Source organism: Vibrio bathopelagicus (genome assembly GCF_014879975.1).
In the GTDB taxonomy this organism is placed as follows: Bacteria; Pseudomonadota; Gammaproteobacteria; order Enterobacterales; family Vibrionaceae; genus Vibrio; species Vibrio bathopelagicus.
Genome location: NZ_CP062500.1, coordinates 1,283,260 through 1,297,741, shown reverse-complemented (window position 1 = coordinate 1,297,741; position 14,482 = coordinate 1,283,260). Strand labels below are relative to the sequence as shown.

The window sequence follows — 14,482 nt, the reverse complement described above, 5'->3', positions numbered from 1 at the left end:
AGGCTAAATAGACCAAGAATACGCACAAATGGTTCGTGTACAAATAATTCGAATACAAACTATTTGACAGCAATTCTGGCGTCACTTCAAAACTGGAGATTAGCTCCGTTATGAGGGTCAAGTACCCGTGCGGCCGTTGTCTGTACAACACGAAGGAGCAGCATAAAACCAACGATGAAAAGAGGCATTCAAAGTTACAAATCAAAACGAATAGAGAGGACGAAGAATCACCGAAATAAAGTAGAAACCATCAGTAAAATAGAACTCATTAGACACAGTTAAGATTGATAGAATTATCTTTAATATCCACAATATGACGCCGACTGTGACGCTTGCTGCAAACTATTGAATGTCGATTACCTAAGCCAAAAGACAACTTGTAGAGTGCTCATTGCTGAGCCATTCTTTATAGAAGAAATGGATATTCTTTCCGCAATGATTAGAGAAAAGAACAGGGAATTCGAATGATAAAAATGTTGGTATGTGACTTTGATGGGACACTGGATGGAGGTTCATCTCATGGGGTTAACCAGTTGTTTGACTACTTAACTGAGCAATCCGATATCCGATTTATCATTGCGACGGGAAGAACCCTACCCTCTATTCGAGTGGGCTTAGCATCGGATAACTACCCTAAACCACACAGTATTATTAGCGACGTGGGCACGAGAATTCACCACGACCACTCCCAAAATCCCGATCATATTTGGCATAACCGATTAGAAGCGTCGTGGAACAAATCAAAGGTAGAGTCAGCACTCGCACCGCTCGACTTTATGGGCGAACGCTTCGAAAATCATCAAGGCGACTACAAAATCACCTTTGAAGGAAAACTGTCTGAGTCTCAACACGAGTTGATCGAATCAAGTTTGGAGTCGCACGGATTGGATGTACACCTCACCTACTCTCACGACTGGTATTTGGACATCACACCGAAGGGTGTCAACAAGGCGACTGCGATTCATCATCTACTCAAACAACATGATTTGAGCGTTGAGGAAGTGTGCGTTGCGGGTGATTCCGCTAACGACACCTCTATGCTGACGATAGAGGGCGTAAACTCGATCTTGGTGGCTAACCATTACCCTGAGGTCGCGCACCTGTCCGATAGAGATAATGTTTACACCAGCAGAGCAACACACGCTGAGGGTGTGTTAGAAGGACTCAAGTACTGGCAATTACGCACAGCTTCAGCCAGTTAGGACTGATAGGGTTGTCTTACCTTACCCTCACTTCACTTCTTTATTTCCAACCAGGAAGCCAATGATCTTTGTTGGTCAAGTCCCGCTAATTGATGGCTTCCTCTCGTTTGGTTATCACCGCTTCTATTACGCAACGAATCACCTCCCCTTCTTCGAATTCAACCTCAGTAATCATGAAGTGTTTCTCCTTCTTGACTGGGCTAACCGCGGTCCATTTACTGCGAAGTAACTTCTTTGAGTTTATCCGATTCATGATTCTTTCTTTCACAGCTTATTGATGTTTTATCTATAAAAGCCTCAAAGAGTTAAATAGATCATTTCAAGTTGAAAAAGCCCACGACTAAAATCTGGATAAGTCATAACTAAAGTCAATAAAGCAAGTCGTAGACTCGGTACAATAGTTGCCACCAGTTCAGAGACTAACTCCCCATGAGCCAAACAGAATTCCAACAAAAAGTAGCGAGTTTCACTTCGATTGAACAAGCGCTTGATTACTTCGAAATTGGGTTTGATAGCAAGTTCATCGACCAGAACAGAGTCGAGCTGGTGAAGCGCTTTAATGGTTATCTGATTCTTTCGAAACCTGATGATTGGTTTTCTGGACGAAGAGCGCTGAAAAACGCGTACTGTAAGGTGCAACGCAGTAAGCTGGATCGCTACACACGATCAGCCTGTCGTGGCTGCACGACTTGCCAGCGTCGATAGCTCAAAGCAGACAGTTAAAAAGCTGACGGCTTAAAGTAGGCAGCTAAAAATAGATAGCTGAAATAACATCTCATTACGATTTAGTTAGTGGTTTGCTCGAAAAAAAGTGTGCTAGTCTTACGGCAACTCAACTACGAGATAAAAACTACAATGAAAATTTTCAGCAACTTCGAAAGCGGCAACATTCACGTCGTTTCAGCAGATTCACCACATAACATTCAACTGACTATCCCAGCAGACCACCAGACTGAAATCTCTCAGTGGTTCCACTTCCGCTTAGAAAGTGATGCTCAACAGGCACACCACTTCGAAATCGGTCAATTGGCAACGTCTGCTTACCCTGAAGGCTGGAAAGATTACGATGTGGTTGCATCTTATGACCGTGAAGAGTGGTTCCGTATTCCATCTCAGTTCGATGGCGACACACTAAGTTTCGACATCATTCCAGAGCACGATTCAATGTACTTCGCGTACTTCGCGCCGTACTCATACGATCGTCATCAAGATCTTCTGCACAGCGCACAGACGCATCCTGCATGTAAGCTTGAAACACTGGGCCACACGCTAGACAACAACGACATCACTTTGCTAACTATTGGTGAGCCAAGTGAAGAGAAGAAAAACATTTGGGTTATTGGTCGCCAACACCCTGGCGAGACCATGGCTGAATGGCTAATCGAAGGTTTGCTTCAACGTCTGCTCGATGAGACAAATACAGTAGGCCGTTCACTGTTAGACAGCGTTGTATTCCGCGTTGTACCAAACATGAACCCAGATGGCAGTATTCGTGGTCACCTGCGCACCAACGCGATTGGCGTGAACCTGAACCGCGAGTGGCAATCACCGTCTATGGAACGCAGCCCAGAGGTGTTCCTTGTACGTGAGCGCATGCTAGAAACGGGCGTTGATATGTGTCTCGATATTCACGGCGACGAAGCAATTCCATACAACTTTGTAGCGGGTAGCGAAGGCACACCTTCATACAACGAGCGCATCGCAAAACTAGAGAATCACTTCAAGCAAGCGCTTCTGACTATCACACCTGAGTTCCAAGATGAATTTGGTTACGATAAAGACGAGCCGGGTAAAGCGAATATGACGGTCGGCACAAACTGGATCGGTGAGCAGTTCAAATGTTTGGCTTACACCGTAGAGATGCCATTCAAAGATCACATCAGCCACGCTGACGAACTGTACGGCTGGTCTCCGGAGCGCAGCGTTGCATTTGGTCACGACATGCTAGCAGCGGTTTGGGCAACAGTAGACGAGCTATAAACGAACCATAAGACGAACTAAGCTCCTTAGTTTGTCCGTATAGTTAGTTTGCTTACATACATAGCAAAGCCCAGCACTTGTGAAAGTGCTGGGCTTTTTAATGTCGGCTTTGAATGAGTGAATTAAGCTTTAAGGCATCTAACTTTAAAAGCCTTCTATGCCACTCTGAGGCTAGCAAAAAACACAGGGTATCTTTGCCTAATGTGTCTTTGTTCTGACACCATATCTTTGAAGCTTGGTCCTTGTAACAACTGAACAATCACTTCATCACCTTCTTGTCGCAACACAGCACCACTAATATCAATAGTGTTGTTATCATGCAGTCTTAAACTACCCGCCATCGAAAAACCTCGATAAACAGGAATGATGTTACGCATCATCAAGCGCACACCTTTTTCAGACACTTCACTAACATGAAAAAGCTCATCCTTAATTCGCATCACTGGACGTGCCTTTTTTGGGTACTTCAAGCGGTAATATTTGCGTTTCTGGGTGAATGACTCTTCACTCATCTGTGACTCCCTGTCTCTGTTTATTCAGTCAATCAATAGCTTTTAGCTTCAATTGGGTGTCGACGAACATATTCACCAAATTGATATCTGATTATTATATCGACTTTACGAGCTATTGCTTTAGAGATTTATGCAGAGAAACAAGGATTGTTGAGCATTCAGTAAAAAGTGAGATATGTGTCGTATATGCTAGGAGTTCGATTGTTAGCAATGAACCCTAAAGCTGAAACAACGCCAATTGAATACTGAAGCCCACAAACAACAACCCGCACACAATGTTCATCCATTGAGAAGTGCGCTTTTGAGTTAATAACCTCTTAAAGGTATCAGCCATCAAAATAACAACTAAAAACCATGTAGCAACCACTATTGCCTGTATCGCGCCCAGCATTAAGCTGTCGGATACAATGTTGTTCGTAGAAACAAACTGAGGGAATATAGAAAGGTAGAACAAGACAATTTTAGGGTTAAGTAAGTTGGTCAATAACCCTTTCACAAACTGATGATAAAGCTTACTACCCGATGCACTCACCACAGCAAGCACGCCCTCTTGAGCTCGCAGTGCCGCTCGAAAGTGATTATAACCAAGCCAGACTAAGTACAAGACGCCCAGCCACTTAAGGGCTTCAAACGCCATCGGGGTCTGAGATAACAGTAAGCTCATGCCATTCGCAGAAACAAACGCATGAAAAAAGAAACCGCATGACACACCCAACACGTTAATAAACGCAAACAGCTTTCTTTGGGTTAAAGCCGTACTCAATACCAACAAAGCATTTGGGCCTGGAATAATGGCAATAAAAAACACGATGACAATAAACAGCCAGATACTTTCCCAACTCATTTCGCTCTCATTTCCTTATCGCTTCCTAATCATTCTTGATCGTTTTAGGGCGGGTATTGTACGTCCATTCCACCCCATTACAATATATCAAACGCTTAATTAGCTTATGCTCAGTTCGCTTGTATGGATAACGCATAAAATGAACGTGTATAATTCAACCGTTCATCCTGTAACGCGACAAAACTCATTCTCTAACATTTATAGCCCTGTTAGACTCCACTTCCCTTTTGATACTTGGTTCATTTATGTCATTTGATAGCCTAACCCTAAACGCTCAAACTATTGCTGCGATCCCCACCCAACTCCAGATTCCTACAGAGGTGCAGCAATCGGCTATTCCCCATATTGTTTCGGGCAAAGACGTTCTCGCCTTAGCCCAAACAGGCAGCGGGAAAACATTGGCGTTTGGCTTACCTCTGTTAAACAACATCAATGCTGCAATTCACGAACTGCAAGCGGTCATCATTGTTCCAACCCGTGAGCTTGCCTCTCAAGTAGCCAAAGCTCTAGAACCCATCGCTACCGCACTTGATATCAAAACGGTGACACTGACTGGTGGAGTTGATCTCGATAATCAGCAACAACAATTGTTAGAGAAGCCACAACTCGTGATCGCAGCTCCTGGCCGCCTACTTGCCATTATTCAAGAGAACAAGCTAGCGCTAACCCAATGCGAGTCCTTGGTTCTTGATGAAGCAGACCGTTTACTCGACATGGGGTTTTGGCCGGATATTCAAACCATTATTTCTGCTCTTCCTAAAAAACATCAAACACTGCTGTTTTCGGCTACGTTGCCAAAAGAGCTAGTCAGTCAGGCTGAGGCGCTTCTTACTAATCCAGTAAAGGTCTCGACGCACCAAGAGAACAGTGTCGTTTCAGCCATTGAAGAAACGCTCTACCTAGTGAACAAGGGAAGCAAACCTCAAGCGCTCATCGCGTTACTGAACCAGCATCAATGGCCACAGGTGTTGGTTTTCATCAGCGCCAAAGACAATGCTGATGCGCTAACCAAGCGACTGAATAAGGCAAAGATTAGCGTAAGTGCCTTACACGGCAACAAAAGCCAAGAAGAACGAACGCAAGCATTAGAAAGTTTCAAAAATGGCGAAACACGAGTGTTGATCGCGACTGATGTGATGGCTAGAGGCATACATATAGACCAACTGCCCGTCGTGATTAACTTTGACTTGCCATCTCACTCTGCGACTTACGTACACCGTGTCGGGCGCACAGCCAGAGCAGGAAGCACTGGATTCGCAATTTCCCTAGTGAGCCACGGTGAAACTGAGCATTTAGACGCCATCCGTACTCTCACCAACAAAGCACTTCTGTTGCAGTCATTAGAAGGTTTTCCGGTAACGGATAAACCCGCATCTGAAGCGACAGCAAGAAAACGTCCACCAAAGGACAAAATGGCCAATCGCAGAACGGCAAAAAAGAAGAGTGTTAAGCAATTTAAGAGCAAGCCAAATTCTTCAAAATAACCACAACAAATCGATTAGCCCAGTATTAACTGGGCTTTTTTATTCAAAGAAAAACGGCCACCTAAACCTAAAAAAGACCGCTTAATCTCGCCAAGTTAAATGACACTTTTGTGAATTATGATGCCAACGTATTGATTCTTGGTTGCTCAAAAAAAATACTTTCTGATCACGTTGACGCCCCTATATCTGGCAACTAGATTTTTCTATTAGTGTCTAAAACAGGAGGTCATTGAAATGAAACGTGCTAGCTCTACATATCGATTGCAACTGATTAAGGAAGTGGCAACTCGCCGCGATCGTCAGTGTTCCAATGACCCGATGGCAAACTACATACAAACCCTAATAGATAACAAAGACGAGAGTGACTGTTCAGTTGAACGCAACCACAGGTTCAGTGGCAGTCATTTCGATGAGCACATAGGCGGTTGGGTTAGCGACCACTGGGGTAACAAGTAGACTATAAGCGAATAAGCCAGCATAACCGCTGTAGAATTTATCTCCGCATTAACCTATTATCTGCAACAGTTTCCCTTCATTGAGTAAGCAGAAAGTGTCTGAGTTAAAAAGAGAAAAAGAAGTGATGGTTGCCTTCCAAGTGATCCCTCGCGTTAAAGAAGGCAACAATTTCGAAGTGGTTGATAAAGCGATTGAAGTAGTGAAAGCAGCCGATGTTCCTTTTCAAATTGGTGCGATGGAAACCACAATGAAAGGTGAGCTCAACCAATTACTCGATATCGTTAAAAAGGCTGAGCAAGCTTGTTACGATGCAGGGGCTGTCGAAGTCATAACCAACATTAAGATTCATAGTAAAACCACCGAGGCCGATGATACATTTTGTACGTACCATCGTGGTGTAACGAAAGCGAATCACATGTTTGTTTAAAAAGACGTTCGTTTAAGAAACTGTTAGCTTGCGAAAATGTGGCTATTGAGAAAGACTCTGATGAACCAGTGACGTTATTGAAAAGGCATGTCTGAAAGGTGAGAAAGGATTTCCATTCGTTCTTCTTCTGACATCGAATGCCAATCACGCGCACTCCCTTCAGGGTCATCTTTCGCCCCAATCGGTTTTCTATCCAGTGCTTTGACTGGTTTTTTTTTGATTTTCACGTCATTTTTATTCATACCGACACCACTCCTTCTGGTACAAAGGTACCTACTTTAATATTACACCCCAACCATTATGTAAAGTAATAGTTACCTCGGAGTTAAATAAAAACTCAATAGTTATTGCTTAACCGAAAAGATCTCTTTGGGGGCTTGTGTTTCCCTCTTCTTCTTCAGGCTTACCAACCAAGTTGTTTTGCTTCATTATTTTTCTTCTATAGCGATGACGGCATAATTTTATGACATGCAACTGCTCCGCAGATGTCATCGACATCCAATTAAAACGTTCCTCTCTTTTGCGCATGCAGCCATGGCAATAGCCTTTTTCATCGCTTGAGCAAACCCCAACGCAAGGGCTTGGAACTTGGAAAAACTCTAACTGCTCCACCCTGTCTCCTTACACATCGAAATTAAGCTTACTAATTCAAAAATAAGCGATTAATTTGTCGCCAGACCGATTAAATCCATACTAAACTATGACCTTATACTGACACATATAGTGTTTTGTAAACTATACTTTGAACCCATCAAGTTACACTTATTCGGTAACTTCGTTCTTTCCTTTGGAGCCTTATAATATGAAGTTTAGTTCAAAAAAATTACTAGCAGTAGCCGCTTTACCTATGATGTTAGCAGCATGCACAACAACAGGTGACAACGCGATGCAAGTAACACCAACCGATCTACAGCACCATAATTGGGAACTTGCGCAAATTGATGGCAAGGACATTGAGAAAAGCGAAAATCAAGCAGCTCCTCGTCTAGAGATCGGCGAAAAGATGACGGCAAACGGTATGGCTGGTTGTAACAACTTCTTCGGTCAAGGCGAGCTGAAAGACGGTCAATTCCGTATCAAGCAAATGGGTATGACAATGAAAATGTGTCACGGCTCTGCGATGGAAATCGAACAATCGGTTTCAGCGACTCTAAGCGAGTGGAGCGACGTAACCCTAACAAACGATACGCTAGTACTTAAAAACGATGTACACACACTAACGTACACAATTCGTGACTGGGTAAACTAATCCGTCATTGAAAGTAGATATTAATTAAAGGAGCCTTCATGGCTCCTTTTTTATTGCTTGCTCGATAGCCTAATACATTCAAAACACCACTTTTCGTACCGACATCCAATAAATATCAGAAATACCTCATTTAGGTGCAATTAATTCACGGCTTTAACGGTCTGTTGCTAGGATGGCATGGGCTCCTAGTAATTGATTGAATTTACTATTGAATTAGAAATTATTTCAGAAACAGATAGAATAACTATTAGGGAGTTCGAAAATACAATGCTCTTGCCCGTTCACTACCAAATGGAAAAGTTTATGAACAAGATAGTAAGTACGTTAGTAATCATGGCAACCGTTGCATACAGCGCAACCATTTATGCTGATGAAGCAACATCAACCGATAGCTGGAACCAAATTGAACAGCAGGCAGAAGGAGAAACTGTCTACTTTCACGCTTGGGGCGGAAGCCAAGAGATCAATCGTTACCTACAGTGGGCAGGCAAGAAGTTACAAAGTAACTACGGTGTCACCTTAAAGCATGTGAAAGTAACTGATATTGCAGAGACCACCACTCGATTACTCGCAGAAAAAGCAGCAGGCAAGAACACAGAAGGCAGTGTCGATATCGTTTGGATCAATGGCGAGAACTTCCGTTCGATGAAAGACAACGCGCTGTTGTTTGGACCATTCACAGAATCACTTCCAAACTGGAAGTACGTTGATAAATCTTTACCGATTGATGTCGACTTCTCTGAGCCTACAGAAGGCCTAGAAGCACCATGGGGCGTTGGACAACTTGTGTTCATCCATGACCAAGAGACGCTACACAATCCACCACAATCTTTCTCAGAGATGTTGAGCTACGCTCAAGCTTTCCCTAACCGCTTAAGCTACCCTCGCCCACCAGAATTTCACGGCACTAGCTTCATCAAGTCTCTACTGATTGAGCTAACAAACAACAACCCAGCACTGGCTCAGCCGGTTTCAGAAGACAACTTCCAAGAAGTTACGGCACCACTGTGGGCTTACTTAGACAAGTTCCATAAAGTGGCATGGCGTGGTGGCAAACAATTCCCAGCAGGCACATCTGAAAGTATCCAACTTTTGGATGATGGACAGCTCGATTTGGCCATTACCTTTAATCCAAACTCTGTGTATTCAGCACAAGCGAGTGGCCGATTAGCGGAAACCACCAAGGCTTATGCACTAGAAAGCGGGGCTCTATCTAACATCCACTTCCTTGCGATTCCTTGGAATGCTAATGCAAGTGCTGGCGCTCAGGTAACCATCAACTTCTTGTTGAGCCCTGAAGCACAATCGCGTAAAGGCGACCTTAATGTTTGGGGCGATCCTTCAGTGTTGAGCAGCAAGTACTTAACCGGTAGCGCTAAAAACACCCAACAATTTAAATCAATTGATGAACCACACCCTAGCTGGCAAAACGCGCTCGAGAAAGAGTGGCTTAAGCGATACGGTAACTAAACTTCATGCTACGCGCTCTATATTTGGTTGTTATAGCTGTGTGCATTATCCCGACGATTCCTGGGGTAGCGGGAGTAGTGGCCTCGTCACTTAGTTTCATCCCGCCCCTGGATTTAGAGGAGCCCTCACTCAACGGTTTTAACCAAGTCTTCCAATGGGTAGGGGCTTGGCACTCTATTGGCTTAAGCCTAGGTTCAGCGATCGCCAGCAGCTACATTGCCTGCTTCCTGACTTTTTGTATTCTTCAAGCATCTTGGGGAAACAAGTTTTGGAGAAAGATTGAGTTAACGCTATCGCCAATGCTTGCTATTCCGCATGTTGCTTTCGCCATTGGTTTTGCTTTTCTATTTAGCCCGACAGGCCTTGGAGCCAGAGCCGTGTATCACTTACTTGGTGAATCGGCTACGAGTTCTGAATTGGCTTTGTTGGTTAAAGACCCTTACGCGTTCGGCCTCATCATCATGTTAGCGCTCAAAGAAGTCCCTTTCTTATTGCTGATGAGCATATCGATACTTCAACAAGTCGATGTAGAACGCATCACTAAGGTGAGCGCTTCACTGGGTTACAGTCGTGCTCAGATCTGGTGGAAATGTATTTTCCCACAATGGTTTACCAAGCTTCGTTTCCCAATGTTGGCGGTGCTTGCTTACAGTGTGTCGGTTGTCGATATTGCTCTGATCATTGGCCCAACCAACCCGCCGACCTTTGCCGTTTTGGTATGGCAATGGTTTAACGACCCAGACCTTAATCTATTACCACGAGCTGCCGCTGGCGCCATCGTTTTATTCGGTTTAGCTTCGTTGATCATCGCCTTAGCGCGTTTAATCGAATGGGCAATTCTGAAGTACTTTAGAACTTGGCAATATTCAGGCAGAACAGGCATTAACCTTCCAGGAAAAACGATCTTCGCAGTTCTTGCGACATTGTCACTGCTGATCATTCCACTAATGGGGATTTGGAGTGTTGCCCAACGTTGGCGTTTCCCTGATTTACTTCCAAGTCGCTATAGCATGCGTTTTTGGGAGTTTGAGTGGGATGGCATCATGAGCACCGTCGGGCAAAGCTTATGGATTGGGCTTATTGCCGCTTCCGTTGCGTTATTACTCGCGCTAGTTGCTCATGAATACCGAATCAAATACAAGTGGCAAGTTCCGGGCTTCATTATCGCGATTCCCATGTTGATACCTCAACTCTCGGTATTGTTCGGCATGCAAGTGACCACCCTATACATAGGCAGCAACGCCTATGAGTTTTGGGTAATTTGGGCACACGTATTCTTCGCCTTCCCATTTGTGTATTTGTCTTTAGACGGCCCTTGGAAAAGCTTCAATGACGACCTGATAAAGGCCTCACTGAGCCTAGGAAAATCGCCATTTCAAAGTTGGTACTCCATTAAGCTACCGATATTGCTGCCTGCTATCGCCTTCGCTTGGGCGGTAGGGATCAGTGTGAGTTTGGCCCAGTATCTACCGACATTAATGCTTGGTGCCGGTCGCATTAGTACTATCACCACAGAAGCGGTTGCCCTAACCAGTGGTTTCGACCGCAGAGTAACTGCAATTTATGCTATCTGGCAGGCCTTATTGCCTCTGTTCTTTTTCTCTTTAGCGATATTGGTCAGCCGACTTCAACTCAGATATCGCCGTCTTACTTTTAAGGGTTTTCTAACGAATGAGTCTGCACCTCAACGACCTCGCCATCCATAAAAACGATGGTGTATCGCTGTTCTCAGCGCTAAACGTAACATTAGAATCAGGCCAAGTATTGGCTTTGATGGGGCCGAGCGGCTGCGGAAAATCGACTTTGTTGGACGCCGTAGCGGGTCACCTTAATGATGAGTTTTCATATTCTGGCACCGTTATTTTGAACGACATTCAGCTAGACGACTTGCCATCACATCAACGTGAAGTCGGTATTCTTTTTCAAGATGACTTGCTATTCCCTCACCTCAAGGTGTGGGAGAACCTGGCGTTCTCTCTGCCTAATTCAGTTAAGGGTTCCGCTCGTCAACAGCAAGCGATGGCTGCACTAAAAGACATAGAGCTAACTCACTTAGCTGAGTCATTCCCCGATCAAATATCTGGTGGCCAACGCGCAAGAATAAGCTTAACTCGCATGTTGTTAGCAAAGCCTAAGCTAGCCTTGCTTGACGAACCGTTCAGTAAACTAGACCAAGAGTTAAGAGCACAATTTCGTGACTGGGTGTTTGAACAATTGACGAAAGCGAATATCCCGACATTAATGGTGACGCACGACGAAGCAGATGTACCTCAAGGGGCGCAAGTACTGTCTTGGCCATGGAGAAGTCATAATGCTGGATAAGTACTCCATCAAGGTCATTAAGTGGCCATTGAACCAATCCGCAAAGTTACTGAATCAATTCGGTATCACTGCTAATCAAACCACTCTATTTGGCTTTCTGATCGGGTGTTTAGCATTTCCAGCGTTAGCATTTCAGCAATACGAATGGGCTTTAGGGTTTATTGTATTCAACAGAGTGTGTGACGGCCTTGATGGGGCATTGGCTCGAATCCAAGGCATCAGTGATGCTGGCGGTTTTCTCGATATCAGTCTAGATTTCCTTTTCTATTCGCTAATTCCTTTTGGCTTTGTGATTGCCAACCCAGAGCACAACGCCATTGCCGGTGCATTTTTGATCTTCTCTTTTATCGGCACTGGCAGCAGCTTTTTAGCGTTTGCTGTAATGGCCGGTAAGCGAGGTATCGAAAATCCAGTCTATAAACATAAATCTCTCTACTACATGTCTGGGTTAACCGAAGGCACAGAGACCATAGCGTGTTTCATTGCCTTTTGTATTTGGCCGCAACACTTTGCGGTTATTGCTTATACCTTTGGTGCGGCGTGTTGGCTGACCACATTTATGCGTATTTATTTCGGGTTCCAGACACTCAAGAACCAAACTGATTAGTCAGTTTTTGACGATCTGCGGCTTCGGTCCCTATAAATAAAAACGCCGCTCATCATGAGCGGCATTTTTATTTGAATTGACGATGGTTTTCAAATGAGTTTGAAATTAAGCGTCTTCAGAGGCTTTGATTTTAAATCTCAGCACCTTCAAGCTTGAATCTAGGTCGACATCGACAAACTCAGGTGGGTTGTCTAAACGCTCAATGAACTCAACGCTTGGCGCTTCTTCTGCCACCGTTTCAATCAGGAAATTTGGTGATACTGCCGGCGAGTTGACACAAGCAATCACTTCTCCACCTTCTGTTAGAAGCTCAGGCAAACGACGTAAGATCTTTTTGTAATCTTTAGTGAGTGCAAAGCTCCCTTTTTGAAACGAAGGCGGATCGATGATAACTAGCTCGTAGGGGCCGCCTTTCTTAATTTTTCCCCACGACTTAAAGATATCGTAGCCAAGGAAGTTAACCGAGCGCATGTCGTGTTCATTCAGACGGTGGTTATCACGGCCTTTATTCAACGAGCCGCGAGACATATCCACGTTCATGCATTGACGAGCGCCACCAGCGATAGCCGCGACAGAGAAACCACAAGTGTATGCGAACAGATTAAGAACATTCTTACCCTTGGCATTATCTTGTACCCACTGACGCCCATTACGCATATCTAGGAACAAACCAAAGTTCTGATTACGGCCAATGTCTAACTGATACTTAAGTCCGTGCTCAACCACAACGGGTGAGTCATTGAGTTCGCCCCATAAAACCTCTGAAGGCGCGCCATCGGCATAACGGTGTTGCAGAACAATACTCGTGCCCTGCTTTGCTTGCCAGATGTCTTTATTAGTCAAATCAACCAATCCAGCTTTAAGAGATGATAAGAATTCGTCATCCACCTCTTTAAATACGTTGACCAATAACTGCCCATCAACCCAATCACATGTCAATTGATCTAGGCCTGGCCAGAACTTACCACGACCGTGAAAAATACGGCGTAGTTCATTCGGCACTTCATTAAGTTGCTGTTCAATATGACTAAAAAACAGAGGTAAAGCTGATGCTTCCATTATTTCACTCACTTAGTATTTAGCTTCGGCCAAGTTAATGACCAAGGTTCAAGCCAACTGTCTAAACCAGCAGACACGGTCTCTTGATGCCACTTCTCACCTAAGGAATCGAGGTTCCTTGGATCGCAGACATATTCGTAGGCTTGTGATTGATAGGTAAATCGAATCGCGAAGGCATGCAGATAACCTCTATCAGCCTCACTCGATGGATTATAAATAGGGTCACCAACAATGGCTGAGCCAATCGACTTCATTGCAACACGGATCTGGTGAGTGCGCCCCGTATAGGGTTTACATAAAAGTAGACGCTCGCCGGGTTCAGCCGTTGCAGATAAAAACTGGGTAATCGCTGGGTTTTCTTTACTTGTCAGTAACTTCCAGCTAGAACGTCGTGAACGTTCCATATCACCAGAGATCAATCCCTGCTTTTTCTTTGGCTTCTTCGAACCAATGGCAAGGTAGTACTTCTCTACTTCACGCTTTGCGAACAGCTGTGAAAGCTCACTCGCAGCCGAGGCATTCTTTGCTAACAGCAGAATACCTGAGGTCATTTTATCGAGGCGGTGAACGAGATATAACTTCGGCTCATTGAGCGCATTAGCGACTTCTTGCAGCAGCATAGTGTCACCATCGTCTTTGTGGACGCTGACTCCAGGGTGCTTATTAATGAGTAAAAAATCTGAATGGTTCAGAAGAATGTCGAACATGTAAAGGCTAGCTCCATTGTAGAGCGTGGAGTATACCGTGTCTGAACCCAGATTCCAGCTACGAAAAAGCCCAACTAACTCAATAAACATTGAATCATTGGGCTTCTTTTTAATTGTCCGCTTTTGGTAATAGGTTTTTAGTCCCTATTGAATACGAACTAAG

Annotated in this window: 18 protein-coding genes; 11 read left to right on the top strand and 7 right to left on the bottom strand. The window is 44.4% G+C overall.

Going from position 1 to position 14,482, the window contains the following annotated elements:
• The first annotated feature begins 464 nt into the window (after positions 1–464).
• Positions 465–1,202, top strand: a complete 738-nt coding sequence (locus IHV80_RS05905) for an HAD-IIB family hydrolase (protein ID WP_192890394.1) — start codon at positions 465–467, stop codon at positions 1,200–1,202.
• Between the two features lie 85 nt (positions 1,203–1,287).
• Here IHV80_RS05905 and IHV80_RS05900 read toward each other — a convergent pair whose 3' ends face one another.
• Positions 1,288–1,455, bottom strand: coding sequence for a TIGR02450 family Trp-rich protein (locus tag IHV80_RS05900; RefSeq protein ID WP_192890393.1), 168 nt, complete (start codon positions 1,453–1,455; stop codon positions 1,288–1,290).
• Between the two features lie 176 nt (positions 1,456–1,631).
• Here IHV80_RS05900 and IHV80_RS05895 point away from each other — a divergent pair, with 176 nt between their 5' ends.
• Together IHV80_RS05895 and IHV80_RS05890 are read left to right on the top strand one after the other, a co-directional pair.
• Positions 1,632–1,907, top strand: a complete 276-nt coding sequence (locus IHV80_RS05895) for a nitrogenase-stabilizing/protective protein NifW (RefSeq protein WP_192890392.1) — start codon at positions 1,632–1,634, stop codon at positions 1,905–1,907.
• A 150-nt stretch (positions 1,908–2,057) separates the two neighbouring features.
• Positions 2,058–3,182 (top strand): M14 family metallopeptidase, encoded by a 1,125-nt coding sequence (locus IHV80_RS05890; RefSeq protein ID WP_192890391.1) that lies wholly within the window; start codon positions 2,058–2,060, stop codon positions 3,180–3,182.
• A gap of 155 nt (positions 3,183–3,337) precedes the next feature.
• On the opposite strand, the gene IHV80_RS05885 is transcribed toward IHV80_RS05890, so the two are convergent.
• Entirely contained in the window at positions 3,338–3,694 is a 357-nt protein-coding gene (locus IHV80_RS05885; RefSeq protein WP_017109877.1) for a hypothetical protein, read from the bottom strand.
• Positions 3,695–3,911: 217 nt separating this feature from the next.
• On the bottom strand, positions 3,912–4,538 hold the full coding sequence (locus tag IHV80_RS05880; RefSeq protein ID WP_192890390.1) for a LysE family translocator: 627 nt from the start codon (positions 4,536–4,538) through the stop codon (positions 3,912–3,914).
• A gap of 245 nt (positions 4,539–4,783) precedes the next feature.
• Between IHV80_RS05880 and IHV80_RS05875 the strand changes: the two genes are divergently transcribed.
• The 3 genes from IHV80_RS05875 (at position 4,784) to IHV80_RS05865 (ending at position 6,905) form a co-directional block, all read left to right on the top strand.
• Positions 4,784–6,022: a DEAD/DEAH box helicase gene (locus IHV80_RS05875; protein ID WP_192890389.1), complete on the top strand. Its 1,239-nt coding sequence runs from the start codon at positions 4,784–4,786 to the stop codon at positions 6,020–6,022.
• A gap of 234 nt (positions 6,023–6,256) precedes the next feature.
• Positions 6,257–6,478 carry a hypothetical protein gene (locus IHV80_RS05870; protein ID WP_192890388.1) on the top strand — a complete coding sequence of 74 codons (222 nt, stop codon included), beginning with the start codon at positions 6,257–6,259 and terminating at the stop codon, positions 6,476–6,478.
• Positions 6,479–6,602: 124 nt separating this feature from the next.
• The gene (locus tag IHV80_RS05865; protein WP_102339582.1) at positions 6,603–6,905 is read left to right on the top strand and encodes a thiamine-binding protein; all 303 of its coding nucleotides are present in this window, start codon (positions 6,603–6,605) and stop codon (positions 6,903–6,905) included.
• A gap of 74 nt (positions 6,906–6,979) precedes the next feature.
• On the opposite strand, the gene IHV80_RS05860 is transcribed toward IHV80_RS05865, so the two are convergent.
• Together IHV80_RS05860 and IHV80_RS05855 are read right to left on the bottom strand one after the other, a co-directional pair.
• On the bottom strand, positions 6,980–7,147 hold the full coding sequence (locus IHV80_RS05860) for a hypothetical protein (RefSeq protein WP_192890387.1): 168 nt from the start codon (positions 7,145–7,147) through the stop codon (positions 6,980–6,982).
• A gap of 109 nt (positions 7,148–7,256) precedes the next feature.
• Complete coding sequence (locus IHV80_RS05855) at positions 7,257–7,517, bottom strand: DUF1289 domain-containing protein (RefSeq protein ID WP_192890386.1); 261 nt, start codon at positions 7,515–7,517, stop codon at positions 7,257–7,259.
• Between the two features lie 190 nt (positions 7,518–7,707).
• Here IHV80_RS05855 and IHV80_RS05850 point away from each other — a divergent pair, with 190 nt between their 5' ends.
• From IHV80_RS05850 to IHV80_RS05830, 5 genes are all read left to right on the top strand, one after another.
• A complete protein-coding gene (locus IHV80_RS05850; RefSeq protein ID WP_192890385.1) occupies positions 7,708–8,154 on the top strand; it encodes an META domain-containing protein in 447 nt (148 codons plus the stop codon).
• Between the two features lie 303 nt (positions 8,155–8,457).
• The gene (locus tag IHV80_RS05845; RefSeq protein ID WP_192890384.1) at positions 8,458–9,624 is read left to right on the top strand and encodes an ABC transporter substrate-binding protein; all 1,167 of its coding nucleotides are present in this window, start codon (positions 8,458–8,460) and stop codon (positions 9,622–9,624) included.
• 5 nt (positions 9,625–9,629) lie between these two features.
• Positions 9,630–11,330 carry an ABC transporter permease gene (locus tag IHV80_RS05840; protein ID WP_192890383.1) on the top strand — a complete coding sequence of 567 codons (1,701 nt, stop codon included), beginning with the start codon at positions 9,630–9,632 and terminating at the stop codon, positions 11,328–11,330.
• Positions 11,296–11,946 (top strand): ATP-binding cassette domain-containing protein, encoded by a 651-nt coding sequence (locus IHV80_RS05835; protein WP_192890382.1) that lies wholly within the window; start codon positions 11,296–11,298, stop codon positions 11,944–11,946. Before IHV80_RS05840 ends, IHV80_RS05835 begins: the two co-directional genes overlap by 35 nt.
• Positions 11,936–12,553, top strand: coding sequence for a CDP-alcohol phosphatidyltransferase family protein (locus IHV80_RS05830; protein ID WP_192890381.1), 618 nt, complete (start codon positions 11,936–11,938; stop codon positions 12,551–12,553). Before IHV80_RS05835 ends, IHV80_RS05830 begins: the two co-directional genes overlap by 11 nt.
• 105 nt (positions 12,554–12,658) lie before the next feature.
• Here IHV80_RS05830 and IHV80_RS05825 read toward each other — a convergent pair whose 3' ends face one another.
• Together IHV80_RS05825 and IHV80_RS05820 are read right to left on the bottom strand one after the other, a co-directional pair.
• Positions 12,659–13,612: a class I SAM-dependent methyltransferase gene (locus IHV80_RS05825; RefSeq protein ID WP_192890380.1), complete on the bottom strand. Its 954-nt coding sequence runs from the start codon at positions 13,610–13,612 to the stop codon at positions 12,659–12,661.
• An 8-nt stretch (positions 13,613–13,620) separates the two neighbouring features.
• Positions 13,621–14,319, bottom strand: a complete 699-nt coding sequence (locus IHV80_RS05820; protein WP_048664117.1) for a TIGR01621 family pseudouridine synthase — start codon at positions 14,317–14,319, stop codon at positions 13,621–13,623.
• Between the last annotated feature and the right edge of the window lie 163 nt (positions 14,320–14,482).

What these genes read in the sequence shown, in the direction of transcription:
- IHV80_RS05860 (WP_192890387.1), bottom strand. Translation starts at nt 7,147, where the DNA reads ATGAATAAAAATGACGTGAAAATCAAAAAAAAACCAGTCAAAGCACTG.
- IHV80_RS05850 (WP_192890385.1), top strand. Translation starts at nt 7,708, where the DNA reads ATGAAGTTTAGTTCAAAAAAATTACTAGCAGTAGCCGCTTTACCTATG.
- IHV80_RS05885 (WP_017109877.1), bottom strand. Translation starts at nt 3,694, where the DNA reads ATGAGTGAAGAGTCATTCACCCAGAAACGCAAATATTACCGCTTGAAG.
- IHV80_RS05820 (WP_048664117.1), bottom strand. Translation starts at nt 14,319, where the DNA reads ATGTTCGACATTCTTCTGAACCATTCAGATTTTTTACTCATTAATAAG.
- IHV80_RS05890 (WP_192890391.1), top strand. Translation starts at nt 2,058, where the DNA reads ATGAAAATTTTCAGCAACTTCGAAAGCGGCAACATTCACGTCGTTTCA.
- IHV80_RS05895 (WP_192890392.1), top strand. Translation starts at nt 1,632, where the DNA reads ATGAGCCAAACAGAATTCCAACAAAAAGTAGCGAGTTTCACTTCGATT.
- IHV80_RS05835 (WP_192890382.1), top strand. Translation starts at nt 11,296, where the DNA reads ATGAGTCTGCACCTCAACGACCTCGCCATCCATAAAAACGATGGTGTA.
- IHV80_RS05830 (WP_192890381.1), top strand. Translation starts at nt 11,936, where the DNA reads ATGCTGGATAAGTACTCCATCAAGGTCATTAAGTGGCCATTGAACCAA.
- IHV80_RS05825 (WP_192890380.1), bottom strand. Translation starts at nt 13,612, where the DNA reads ATGGAAGCATCAGCTTTACCTCTGTTTTTTAGTCATATTGAACAGCAA.
- IHV80_RS05845 (WP_192890384.1), top strand. Translation starts at nt 8,458, where the DNA reads ATGAACAAGATAGTAAGTACGTTAGTAATCATGGCAACCGTTGCATAC.
- IHV80_RS05875 (WP_192890389.1), top strand. Translation starts at nt 4,784, where the DNA reads ATGTCATTTGATAGCCTAACCCTAAACGCTCAAACTATTGCTGCGATC.
- IHV80_RS05840 (WP_192890383.1), top strand. Translation starts at nt 9,630, where the DNA reads ATGCTACGCGCTCTATATTTGGTTGTTATAGCTGTGTGCATTATCCCG.
- IHV80_RS05900 (WP_192890393.1), bottom strand. Translation starts at nt 1,455, where the DNA reads ATGAATCGGATAAACTCAAAGAAGTTACTTCGCAGTAAATGGACCGCG.
- IHV80_RS05880 (WP_192890390.1), bottom strand. Translation starts at nt 4,538, where the DNA reads ATGAGTTGGGAAAGTATCTGGCTGTTTATTGTCATCGTGTTTTTTATT.
- IHV80_RS05870 (WP_192890388.1), top strand. Translation starts at nt 6,257, where the DNA reads ATGAAACGTGCTAGCTCTACATATCGATTGCAACTGATTAAGGAAGTG.
- IHV80_RS05865 (WP_102339582.1), top strand. Translation starts at nt 6,603, where the DNA reads ATGGTTGCCTTCCAAGTGATCCCTCGCGTTAAAGAAGGCAACAATTTC.
- IHV80_RS05905 (WP_192890394.1), top strand. Translation starts at nt 465, where the DNA reads ATGATAAAAATGTTGGTATGTGACTTTGATGGGACACTGGATGGAGGT.